We start from the raw sequence: 11,419 nt of genomic DNA on the forward strand, positions 1-11,419 counted from the left end.
AGCGGGGATCAGCTGAAGTTGCGGATGCCGTCCCACTCGACCAGCGTCCACCCGTCCGTCGGGTTGCCGGTGACCACCACGCGGCCGATGTTCGGCAGGGGATGGCTGGTCAGCAGGCTGTTCCTGCCGTTCTTGGCGTTCATCAGCGTCCACGCCATGATCGCCGCGCCCTGGGAGAACACCACCGGTTTGCTGTGGCCGCTGTTGTAGACCTTGTTGACCGCGGCGGTGAACTGGTCGTTGAACTGCTTCCCGCTGACCGATCCCGGGATGCTGTTGGCGACGTCACCGTTGATCCAGCTGGCCGGCGCCAACATGTACGTCGTAGCCGCCATCGATTGGGGTTTGCCGTTGTACCAGCCCGCGCCCAGTGCCTGCACGCCACTGAGGACCTCGACCTGCTTGCCGAGTTCGCCGGCCAACGGCCCGGCGGTCTGCTGTGCCTCGGCCATCGCGGAGGCGTAGACGGCGTCGAAGTCGCTGCGACCGCTCTGATGCGCGACCTGCTGGGCCTGACCCTTGCCCTCGGCGGTGAGGCCGGGGCCGGGCGGATCGGTGGCGATGATCCCGTCGGCGTCGGCTTGGGTCTGCGCGTTTCGGATGAACGTCAGCGTGATCGCGCGCGCCTGCGTCGATCCGCCGCAGGCACCGACGATGAGCGTCGCGGCCACCACGGCCCCTGTTTTCCAAAAAGCCCGTCCGAACCTACTGCGCGTGGCCATGTCGATAGCCTGCCCTGCCGACGGCCCCAGGGGGAAGGGTTTGCAATGGTTGGGTGCAGAAAAGCTGGAATTGTGAGATCGAGAGGAGACTCGAATGGCGATCGACCCGAGTGCCGTCGGTGCGGTGACGGAGCCGAAGTTGTTCGAATGGGACGACCGGGACACACTGCTGTACGCCCTCGGCGTCGGCGCGGGGCTCGACGACCTGTCGTTCACCACCGAGAACAGCCACGAGATCACCCAGCAGGTGCTGCCCACCTACGCGGTGATCTGCTGCCCGGCGTTCGGGGCGGCGGGCAAGATCGGAGATTTCAACTGGGCCATGCTGTTACACGGCTCGCAGGGCATCCGGCTGCACGCGCCGCTGCCCGCCGCGGGCAAGCTGTCGGTGGTCACCGAGGTCACCGACATCCAGGACAAGGGTGAGGGCAAGAACGCGGTCGTGATGCTGCGCGGCCGCGGCACCGACCCGGATTCGGGCAATCTGGTCGCCGAAACGTCGACCACGTTTGTGGTGCGCGGCGCGGGCGGTTTCGGCGGGCAGCCGGGGCAGCGCCCGATCGCCCCGGAATTCCCGGATCGCGAGCCCGACATCAAGGTCGCCCTGCCCACCCGCGAGGATCAGGCCCTGATCTACCGGCTGTCCGGTGACCGCAACCCGCTGCACAGCGACCCGTGGTTCGCCCGGGAGCTGGCCGGCTTCCCGAAGCCGATCCTGCACGGGCTGTGCAGTTACGGAGTGGCGGGCCGGGCGCTGGTGGCCGAGCTCGGCAATGGGCTGGCGGCCAACATCACCGCGATCGATTCGCGCTTCAGCTCGCCGGTGTATCCCGGCGAGACGCTGACGACGCTGATCTGGCGTACCGAGGAAGGCAAGGCGGTCTTTCGCACCGTGGCTTCCGGTGCCGAAGGCGCCGAGGCCGGGCGGGTGGTGCTCGACGACGGCGCGGTCGAATACGCGCCGAGCTAGCCGGACAACCGCTGCGCCAGCCGGGCTACGAAGTCGGCCGCGGCGGCCGGACTGTCCAGTGCGTACCGCGCGGCGGTGGCCCGGTCGCCGTCGTCGTTGTGCCGCACCAGGATTGGGATGCCCTGAACATCCCCGTCGCGCACCGCGTCGAACCCGTCCTCGTCGGTGATGTCGTCGCCGAGGAAAATCGGCGTCACGTCCGTCGACTCGTCCAGGTGATCGAGCACCCAGTGCAGCGTTTTTCCCTTGTCCCAGTCGACATCCGGGCGCAGCTCGATCACTTCGCGCCCGGTGGTCACGCGAAGCGCGTCGCGTTGGCCCGCCGCCCGCACCGCCGCGGTGACGTCGCCGACGCGGTTTCGCGCCGCATTGCGATAGTGCACGGCAACTCCAAACCGCTTGTGCTCCACCCGAACACCCGGAATCGGCCCGAGCCGCTCGCGCAGCCGGGCGGCCGCGGACTCCAGCACCGGCGCGGCCGCGGCCGCCGCGTCGTTTTGGTGGTGGGTTCCATCGGGTGCGGTGAGCTCGAATCCGTGGCTGCCGGCATACCAGATGCCGGGCAGGCCGACGCGTGCGCTCACGTCGGCCAGGTCGCGGCCGGACAGGATCGCGACCGGGCACCGAGCGGCCAACCGCCGCAGCGCGTCGGCCGCGCCGGCGACCAGCTGCGCGGAGTCCGGATCGTCGACGATGTCCGACAGCGTGCCGTCGAAGTCGAAGAACACCGCCGGGCGCCGGATGTCCTCATCCAGCAGCCGCGACGCGTCGGGCAGCTGCGACATCCGCAGGTCCCCGGTGCGGACCGCGACGCCATCGAGGTCCTGCGCGGCGATCACCAACGCGAACCCGGCGTCGCGCGCGGCCGCGGCCACCGCCGCGCTCGCCGCGACGACCACGCAGCGACCCGCCCGGATGTCGCCAAGGTCCTCGGTCGACGCGAAGCTGCCGATGCCGACGCCGGCCTCGCGCAACTGCGCGAGCAACGACCGCGGGGCGTCCAGTCCGGGTTCGAACAGCACCGCGTCGTGGCGGCGTGGGTCGATCGTGACCGATGGCATTGACCAACCCTCTCACGGCGATCGACGCCGCCCGGGTTGGGTCAGTGGCGTGCGCGCGCGGTCGGGTGGCTCGGGGGCACGCCGCCCGCCCGCGCACGGGCCCGTCGCTTGCGGCGATCCTTGCTGAACAGCAGCACGGAGTCCTGGCTGAGTGCGGTCAGCCGCGCCATCTCCCGTTCGATGCCGCTGGCGAGCTGCTGAAGTTCGGGTGCGGCGTCGTAGTCCGCGGTGATCCCGAAGATCAGCTCGTCGCCATAGCTGAGCACCGCGACTCCGCTGGACAGCTGCGACGCCGTCGGCGGGATCGGCAGTAGGCGCTCCACGGTGGCGCCCATCAGCTCCAGCCGGTGCCGCGGCCCGGGCGCGCTGGTGGCCAGCGTCACGATGCCCGGTTGCGGCAGCCGGCTCAGTACAAGCCGAACTGCCTTGGCGCACAAGGCAAATGGCATGGAGCTGGTGGCCAGGTCCACGATGCTCGGGCCGGTGTTCTGGCGAGGCGGCGCGGGCTGGTTCAAGCTGCTGTGCACAATCCGCAGCCGCTGCACCGGGTCGTCGTGCTCGACGGGCAGGTACTTCTTCTCCGGGGTGCGCAGCGAGCCCGCGCGGGGTTGTTCGCCGCGATGCAGCAGCACGGCCCGGAAGCCCTCGGTGATGGCGGCGAGCGCGACGTCGTTGGTGGTCACCCGGAACTTGCCGCACACCGCGTCGACGGCGGCTAGGGGAACGCGCACCGTGCTGTAGCGCCGCATGGTGACCGCCGGACCCGTCGACGTGCGTGCCGCCGCCCAGAGGGTCTCGGCCAGCGTGCTCGTGACGGTGCTGGCGACGGTTGAGGCCCGCCACAGCGCGTCGGTCCAGCCCGGCTTCCGGCCTTGCGTCGAAACATTGCCGGGCGCAACGTGATTGGTGAACATCTCGCCGTCGGCGTCGTCGCAGAGCCTGGTCAGCAAGTGGGCCGCGGGGGTGGCCTCGGCGAGGTAGTGGTGGACCTTGATCAGGATCGCCCACTTGCCGCGCAGCCCCTCGATGACCCAGCACTCCCACAGCGGGCGGTCCAATTCCAGGGGGCGTTCCAGGGCATGGGCGATCGCCCGCGACAGGTCGGCCTCGTCGCCCGGGCGGGGAACCGCGACCCGGCGCAGGTGATGGGCGAGGTCGAAACCCGGATCGTCGGCCCAGTGCTGGGCACCGCTGAACGGATGCGTCCGCAACACCTGAGTGCATCGCGGTATCGACTGGATCCGTTCCAGCATCGCTTTGAGGCGCCCCAGGCTGGGGACGGCGCCTTCGACGATGGCGACCGCGCCCGTCGCCATGCTCGCCTGCCGGTCGGGATCCGCCGCGCCGCGAAAGCCCGAATCCAATGCCGCTGTCAGCTGTCCCATGTTCAGTTCCCGCCCTAGTCGCCCCGTACCAGTATCTGTGGCCGCGGCCCCGTCGCGGTAGATCCCAGTCCGTTAAGACTGTGTTTAGAAGTTGAAGACCCGTTTAACAACCGCTTCGACAACCGAGCACGAAATCGAACATACTTTCGATAGACTGGGGAAGTGGGTTGGTTTAATGGGCCGCCGAGTTGGGCGGAAATGGAGCGGGTGCTCGACGGCAAGCCGCGTCATGCCGGCGCGCCCACCCCGTCCGGTCCGGCGGAAGAGGCCCCCTTCTCGCGCAAGCGCCCGGCCTATCGGCCACCAGACGGTGGTCGGGCGACCCGCTCGCCCGTCGCCTATGCCGAGCTGCACGCGCATTCGGCCTACAGCTTCCTGGACGGGGCCAGCACACCCGAAGAGCTGGTGGAGGAGGCCGCCCGGCTGGGCCTGCGGGCGCTGGCGCTGACCGACCACAACGGCCTGTACGGCGCTGTGCGGTTCGCCGAAGCCGCCGCCGAACTCGACGTGCGCACCGTGTTCGGAGCCGAGTTGACGCTGAACTCGCAGGCCCGCACCGAGCACCCGGACCCGCCCGGTCCGCACCTGCTGGTGCTGGCCCGCGGCCCGGAGGGCTACCGGCGGTTGTCGCGGCAGCTGGCCGCCGCGCATCTGGCCGGCGGTGAGAAAGGCAAGCCGCGCTTCGACCTCGACACGCTGACCGAAGCCGCGGGCGGGCACTGGCACATCCTGACCGGATGCCGTAAAGGACATGTGCGCCAAGCGCTTTCCGACGCGGGACCGGAGGCGGCGGCGCGGGCGCTGGCCGATCTGGTGGACCGCTTCGGCGCGCAGCGGGTCAGCGTCGAGCTGACCCAGCACGGCCAGCCCCTCGACGACGAGCGCAACGCGACACTGGCGGCCCTGGCGCCACGCTTCGGCGTCGGCGTCGTCGCCACCACCGGAGCGCATTTCGCCCATCCGTCGCGCAGCCGGCTGGCCATGGCGATGGGCGCGATCCGGGCGCGACAGTCATTGGAGTCGGCCGCCGGATGGCTGGCCCCGCTGGGTGGTTCGCATCTGCGGTCCGGTGCGGAGATGGCCCGGCTGTTCGCGCATGTGCCCCTGGGGGGCCCTGACGTGGTGACCGCCGCCGCCGAACTCGGCGAGCAGTGCGCGTTCGGGCTGGCGCTGATCGCGCCGCAGCTGCCGCCGTTCGACGTGCCCGATCCGCACACCGAGGACAGCTGGTTGCGGCAGTTGACGATGGCGGGAGCGCGCGATCGCTACGGGCTCCCCGAGTCAGCGCCGCGGGCGTACGCCCAGATCGAACATGAACTGAAAGTCATTGCCCAACTGAGGTTTCCGGGCTATTTCCTGGTGGTGCACGATATCGCCCGATTTTGCCGGGAGAACAACATCCTGTGCCAGGGCAGGGGATCGGCGGCCAACTCCGCGGTCTGTTACGCCCTGGGCGTCACCGCGGTCGACCCGGTGGCCAACGAGCTGTTGTTCGAGCGCTTCCTGTCGCCCGCCCGCGACGGGCCGCCCGACATCGATATGGACATCGAGTCGGATCAGCGCGAAAAGGTCATCCAGTACGTCTACGACAAATACGGCCGCGACTACGCCGCCCAGGTCGCCAACGTCATCACCTACCGCGGCAAGATCGCGGTGCGCGACATGGCCCGTGCCCTGGGTTACTCGCAGGGCCAGCAGGACGCGTGGAGCAAGCAGATCAGCCACTGGAACGGGCTGGCGGACTCGCCGGACCTCGACGGCATTCCCGAACAGGTGATCGAGCTGGCCACCCAGATCCGGAACCTGCCGCGGCATATGGGCATTCACTCCGGCGGCATGGTGATCTGCGACCGCCCGATCGCCGACGTGTGCCCGGTGGAGTGGGCGCGCATGGAGAATCGCAGCGTCCTGCAATGGGACAAAGACGACTGTGCGGCCATCGGTTTGGTGAAGTTCGACCTGCTCGGTCTGGGCATGCTCTCGGCGTTGCACTACGCCAAAGACCTGGTGGCCGAACACAAGGGCATCGAGGTCGACCTGGCCCGCCTCGACCTCTCCGAGCCGGCGGTGTATGAGATGCTGGCCCGCGCCGATTCCGTCGGCGTGTTCCAGGTGGAGTCGCGCGCGCAGATGGCCACGCTGCCCCGGCTGAAGCCCCGGGTGTTCTACGACCTGGTGGTCGAGGTCGCGCTGATCCGGCCCGGGCCCATCCAGGGCGGGTCGGTGCACCCCTACATCCGGCGGCGCAACGGCATCGACCCGGTCGTCTACGACCACCCATCGATGGAATCGGCGCTGCGAAAGACGTTGGGAGTACCACTGTTTCAGGAGCAGCTGATGCAGCTCGCGGTCGACTGCGCCGGCTTCTCGGCCGCCGAGGCCGACCAGCTGCGGCGTGCCATGGGGTCCAAGCGCTCGACCGAACGCATGCAACGACTGCGCGGGCGGTTCTACGAGGGCATGCGCGAATTGCACGGCGCCACCGACGAGGTGATCGAGCGGACCTACGAAAAGCTGGAAGCCTTCGCCAATTTCGGCTTTCCGGAAAGCCACGCACTGTCCTTCGCGTCGCTGGTGTTCTACTCGTCGTGGTTCAAGCTGCATCACCCGGCCGCGTTCTGCGCCGCGCTGCTGCGTGCCCAGCCGATGGGCTTCTATTCGCCGCAGTCGCTGGTGGCCGATGCGCGCCGGCACGGCGTGGCGGTGCACGGCCCGGACGTCAACGCCAGTCTGGCGCACGCCACCCTCGAGAACGCGGGCACCGAGGTCCGGCTCGGGCTGGGCGCGGTCCGTCATATCGGCGACGACCTCGCCGAGCAACTGGTCGAGGAGCGAAAAGCCAACGGCCCGTTCACTTCTCTGCTGGATCTGACCACCCGGCTACAGCTCTCGGTGCCGCAGACCGAAGCGCTGGCGACGGCCGGGGCTTTTGCCTGCTTCGGGACGTCGCGGCGCGAGGCGCTGTGGGCGGCCGGGGCCGCCGCCACGCAACGGCCGGACCGGCTGCCCGGGGTGGGCTCGTCGTCGCACATTCCGGCGTTGCCGGGGATGAGCGAGCTGGAGCTGGCCGCCGCCGACGTGTGGGCCACCGGCATCTCCCCGGACAGCTACCCGACCCAGTTCCTGCGGGCCGACCTGAACGCGATGGGGGTGGTGCCCGCCGAGGAGCTACTCGGCGTGCCCGACGGCGACCGTGTGCTGATTGCCGGCGCGGTGACCCATCGGCAGCGGCCCGCCACCGCGCAGGGCGTGACGTTCATCAACCTCGAGGACGAGACCGGGATGGTCAATGTGCTCTGCACACCCGGGGTGTGGGCGCGACACCGCAAGCTGGCGAACACCGCACCGGCGCTGCTGGTCCGCGGTCAGGTCCAAAACGCCAGCGGCGCAGTCACCGTGGTGGCCGAGCGGTTGGGCCGCATCACCCTGGCCGTCGGCTCGAAGTCCCGGGACTTTCGCTGACTTGTTCGCCGAGCGTGCTCTGAAGTCGCGGGCCAATTTTGCGCCATGAGAGCACGTTCGGCGCCGGGATGTGGGTCACCCGTCGCGAACAGGCTTTGTGTATTCGGTGTTGAACAATTCGACCTGGCCGTTGCCCGCCGCGTCGTAAACTGTGCGAGCCCGAATTGCTCACGTTTATCGCAATGTCTCAACGGAGTCGAAATGACATTCAAGCTTCCTCGCCGTGGCGCTGCGATAGTGGGTTGTGCTGCGGCGCTTGTTCTTTCTCCCGCCGTTGCCAGCGCCGATCCGCCCGACCCGCACCAGCCCGACATGACGAAGGGCTACTGCCCGGGCGGTCGATGGGGTTACGGCAATTTGGCGGTATGCGACGGAGAGAAGTACCCCGACGGGTCGTTTTGGCACCAGTGGATGAAGACCTGGATGGCCGGCCCGCAGTTCTACTATGACTGCGTCGGCGGCGACGAACCTCTCCCGGGCCCGCCCCCGCCCGGTGGGTGCGGCGGGGCGATCCCGCCCGACCAGCCGCCCCCGCCGCCAACCTAGGCCGCCCGCGAGAAGAAAGAGGCAAAGTGTCCAAGGTCTGGTTCCTCACCGGAGCTTCCCGCGGGTTCGGCCTCGAGATCGCCCGCAAGATCCTGGCTCAGGGCGACCGCGTGGTAGCCACCGCGCGGCGCGCCGAGCAGATCCTCACCCACCTCCCCGACGCCGGCGACGCGCTGCTGCCCGTCGACCTCGACGTCACCAACGCCGATCAGGCTGCGCAGGCCGTCCGGTCGGCGGTCGACACGTTCGGCCGGATCGATGTGCTGGTGAACAACGCCGGCCGCGGCCTGCTCGGCGCCGTCGAGGAGGCGTCCGACGCCGCGATCCGTGCCGTCTACGAGGTCAACGTGTTCGGCACCCTGACCATGCAGCGCGCCGTGCTGCCGATCATGCGCGCCCAGCGCTCTGGCCACATCATCAACATCAGCTCGGTCGGCGGCCTGGCCGGTGGGCCGGGATGGGGCATCTACTGCTCGACCAAGTTCGCGATGGAAGGGTTCAGCGAGGCGCTGGCCGCCGAGCTGCGGCCGCTGGGAATCTGGGTCACCATCGTCGAACCCGGCTACTTCCGCACCGACTTCCTCGACGCGTCCAGCCTGGACACCGAAGCGACCGTCATCGCCGACTACGAGTCCACCGCCGGGGCGGTGCGTGCCCACGCCGCGGATGTCAACCACGCCCAGCCCGGCGATCCGATCAAGGCCGCCGCGGCCATCGTCGACATCGCCGCGGCCGCCGAGCCGCCGGTGCATCTGCTGCTGGGCACCGACTGCGTCGCCACGGTGGAGGCCAAGATCGACAACCTCAAGGCCGACATCGATGCGTGGCGGACGCTTTCGATGTCGACCGACCTAGGCTGACCCTTCGCCGAACGTGACTCACGGCGGAAAAATAGCGAAAATCTCGCGCTGAGTGCACGTTCGGCGCGCGCGGCGGCGCGTATAGCCTCCAAGCATGACCCTCAACCTGTCCGTCGACGAACTTCTCACCACTACCCGCTCGGTTCGCAAGCGTCTCGACTTCGACAAGCCGGTGCCTCGCGAGGTCCTGATGGAGTGCCTGGAACTGGCGTTGCAGGCTCCCACCGGCTCCAACGCCCAGGGCTGGCAATGGGTGTTCGTCGAAGACGCGGAGAAGAAGAAGGCGATCGGCGACATCTACCTGTCGCATGCCCGGCCTTACCTGAGCGCGCCGAAGCCCGACTACGGCGTGGGCGACACCCGCGGCGAACGGATGGGCAAGGTGGTGGATTCGGCGACCTACCTCGCCGAGCACATCCACGAGGCGCCGGTGCTGATGATCCCGTGCCTCGCGGGCCGCGAGGACAAGTCACCGCTGGGCGGCGTCTCGTTCTGGGCGTCGCTGTTCCCGGCGGTGTGGAGCTTCTGCTTGGCGCTGCGCTCCCGCGGGCTGGGCTCCTGCTGGACGACGCTGCACCTGCTCGGCGACGGCGAACGCAAGGCCGCCGAGGTGCTCGGGATTCCGTACGAGGAGTTCAGCCAGGGCGGGCTGTTCCCGATCGCCTACACCAAGGGCACCGATTTCCGCCCGGCTAAGCGGCTGCCCGCCGACACCCTGACGCACTGGAACACCTGGTAGTCACACCGCGCCGGGATAGCCGTGCTGGCGCCACGCCTCGTAGATCGCGATCGCCGCGGCGTTCGCCAGGTTCAGCGACCGCCGCCCGGCCAGCATCGGGATGCGCACCAGGCCGGTGATGTGGCCGTCGGCCAGGGTCTGCGCATCCAGCCCGTCGGGCTCCGGCCCGAACATCAATACGTCGCCGGGCCGGTAGGCGACGTCGGCGTACGACGTCGGCGCGTGCGCGGTGAACGCGAACACCCGCGCCGGCATCAGCACGTCCCACGCGTGCTGCAGCGTCGCGTGCACGGTGACCGAGGCCAGGTCGTGGTAGTCCAGTCCGGCCCGGCGCACCTTGGGTTCGGACAGGTCGAAGCCCATCGGCTCGACCAGATGCAATTCGGTGCCGGTGGCCGCGGCCGTGCGGATGGCGTTGCCCGTATTGGGCGGAATCCGCGGCGCCACGAACATCAGTCGGAACACTGCGGACTCCCTTTGTTGTTGAGCAGGGCATGACGGATCAAGTACAGCTCAGCACGACCGATTGGGTGCGGGAGCAGACCGAACAAATTCTGCGGCAGGGCACCACCGACGGCGTCGAGATCATGGACCGGCCGGTCGTGCTGTTCACCGTGACCGGAGCGAAGAGTGGCCTCAAGCGGTACGTGCCACTGATGCGCGTCGAGAAGGACGGACGCTACGCGATGGTCGGCTCCATCGGAGGAGCTCCGAAGCACCCGACCTGGTACCACAATGTGAAAGCCAACCCGAATGTCACCGTGCAAGACGGCGACAAGGTCTTCGAGATGACGGCACGCGAGGTCCACGGGGCCGAACGCGACGAATGGTGGCAGACGGCGATCGAGGCCTACCCGGTCTACACGCAGTTGCAGGCGCTGACGGAACGGACGATCCCGATCTTCGTCCTCGAATGAACGGATAATGGCGACATGATCGAGCAGAGCATCTGGATGCAGAAGGTCGCCGCCGATCCCGGACATTCGAACTGGTACATCGAACGCTTTCGTTCGATGGCCCGCGACGGCAAGGATCTGGTCGGCGAGGCCCGCATGATCGACGCGATGGTGCCGCGCGGCGCCCGCATTCTCGACGCCGGTTGCGGCGCCGGACGGGTCGGCGGGTATCTGGCCACGGTCGGTCACCAGGTGGTCGGGGTCGACGTCGACCCGGCGCTGATCGCCGCGGCCGAACAGGACTATCCCGGCCCGCGGTGGCTCGTCGGCGACCTCGCCGAGCTGGACTTGCCCGCGCGCGGCATCGCCGACCCGTTCGACGTGATCGTGTCCGCCGGCAACGTGATGGCGTTCCTCGCGCCGAGCACCCGCGGCCGGGTGCTGAGCCGGCTGCGGGCTCACGTCGCCGACGACGGTCGAGCGGCGATCGGCTTCGGCGCCGGCCGGGACTACGAATTCGCCGAGTTTCTCGACCACGCGGCGGCCGCCGGATTCGCTCCCGACGTGCTGCTGTCCACCTGGGATCTGCGACCGTTCACCGACGATTCCGACTTCCTCGTCGCGATCCTGCGGCCCGCGTAGGGATTTCGCGCCGCGGGCCGTTTGCCAGGCTGGTGTGCCGGTGTACCGGCACACCTTGGGGGTGGCTGTCTGCTCAGTAACGATTCTGGTGAGCCGGGCCGCGGGCTGTCATACTCGTCGAATTGCCACGCGTTTA

At 68.8% G+C, this 11,419-nt stretch carries 11 protein-coding genes; 7 read left to right on the top strand and 4 right to left on the bottom strand.

All coding sequences use genetic code 11. The features are described from left to right. Positions 1 to 8: 8 nt before the first annotated feature. On the bottom strand, positions 9 to 722 hold the full coding sequence (locus BN973_RS07620; protein ID WP_036467013.1) for a histidine phosphatase family protein: 714 nt from the start codon (positions 720 to 722) through the stop codon (positions 9 to 11). Positions 723 to 816: 94 nt separating this feature from the next. On the opposite strand from BN973_RS07620, the gene BN973_RS07625 reads away from it, so the two are divergent. After that, positions 817 to 1,692, top strand: a complete 876-nt coding sequence (locus BN973_RS07625; RefSeq protein WP_036467016.1) for a MaoC family dehydratase — start codon at positions 817 to 819, stop codon at positions 1,690 to 1,692. Here BN973_RS07625 and otsB read toward each other — a convergent pair. Continuing rightward, positions 1,689 to 2,753, bottom strand: a complete 1,065-nt coding sequence (gene otsB, locus BN973_RS07630) for a trehalose-phosphatase (protein WP_036467019.1) — start codon at positions 2,751 to 2,753, stop codon at positions 1,689 to 1,691. The genes BN973_RS07625 and otsB overlap by 4 nt on opposite strands. A 41-nt stretch (positions 2,754 to 2,794) precedes the next feature. Then, positions 2,795 to 4,138, bottom strand: a complete 1,344-nt coding sequence (locus BN973_RS07635; RefSeq protein WP_036467020.1) for a wax ester/triacylglycerol synthase domain-containing protein — start codon at positions 4,136 to 4,138, stop codon at positions 2,795 to 2,797. A gap of 162 nt (positions 4,139 to 4,300) precedes the next feature. Here BN973_RS07635 and BN973_RS07640 point away from each other — a divergent pair, with 162 nt between their 5' ends. The 4 genes from BN973_RS07640 (at position 4,301) to BN973_RS07655 (ending at position 9,745) form a co-directional block, all read left to right on the top strand. Continuing rightward, a complete protein-coding gene (locus tag BN973_RS07640; RefSeq protein ID WP_036467023.1) occupies positions 4,301 to 7,600 on the top strand; it encodes an error-prone DNA polymerase in 3,300 nt (1,099 codons plus the stop codon). 201 nt (positions 7,601 to 7,801) lie between these two features. Continuing rightward, the gene (locus tag BN973_RS30365) at positions 7,802 to 8,146 is read left to right on the top strand and encodes a hypothetical protein (RefSeq protein ID WP_036467026.1); all 345 of its coding nucleotides are present in this window, start codon (positions 7,802 to 7,804) and stop codon (positions 8,144 to 8,146) included. 26 nt (positions 8,147 to 8,172) lie between these two features. Continuing rightward, entirely contained in the window at positions 8,173 to 9,006 is an 834-nt protein-coding gene (locus BN973_RS07650; RefSeq protein ID WP_036467029.1) for an oxidoreductase, read from the top strand. A gap of 94 nt (positions 9,007 to 9,100) precedes the next feature. After that, a complete protein-coding gene (locus tag BN973_RS07655) occupies positions 9,101 to 9,745 on the top strand; it encodes a nitroreductase family protein (RefSeq protein ID WP_036467032.1) in 645 nt (214 codons plus the stop codon). On the opposite strand, the gene BN973_RS07660 is transcribed toward BN973_RS07655, so the two are convergent. Then, positions 9,746 to 10,210, bottom strand: coding sequence for a tRNA (cytidine(34)-2'-O)-methyltransferase (locus BN973_RS07660; RefSeq protein WP_036467034.1), 465 nt, complete (start codon positions 10,208 to 10,210; stop codon positions 9,746 to 9,748). A 29-nt stretch (positions 10,211 to 10,239) separates the two neighbouring features. Between BN973_RS07660 and BN973_RS07665 the strand changes: the two genes are divergently transcribed. Continuing rightward, the gene (locus BN973_RS07665) at positions 10,240 to 10,662 is read left to right on the top strand and encodes a nitroreductase family deazaflavin-dependent oxidoreductase (protein ID WP_051641162.1); all 423 of its coding nucleotides are present in this window, start codon (positions 10,240 to 10,242) and stop codon (positions 10,660 to 10,662) included. A gap of 15 nt (positions 10,663 to 10,677) precedes the next feature. Then, a complete protein-coding gene (locus BN973_RS07670) occupies positions 10,678 to 11,283 on the top strand; it encodes a class I SAM-dependent methyltransferase (RefSeq protein ID WP_036467039.1) in 606 nt (201 codons plus the stop codon). Positions 11,284 to 11,419: the final 136 nt, after the last annotated feature.

This window comes from Mycobacterium triplex (assembly GCF_000689255.1).
In the GTDB taxonomy this organism is placed as follows: Bacteria; Actinomycetota; Actinomycetes; order Mycobacteriales; family Mycobacteriaceae; genus Mycobacterium; species Mycobacterium triplex.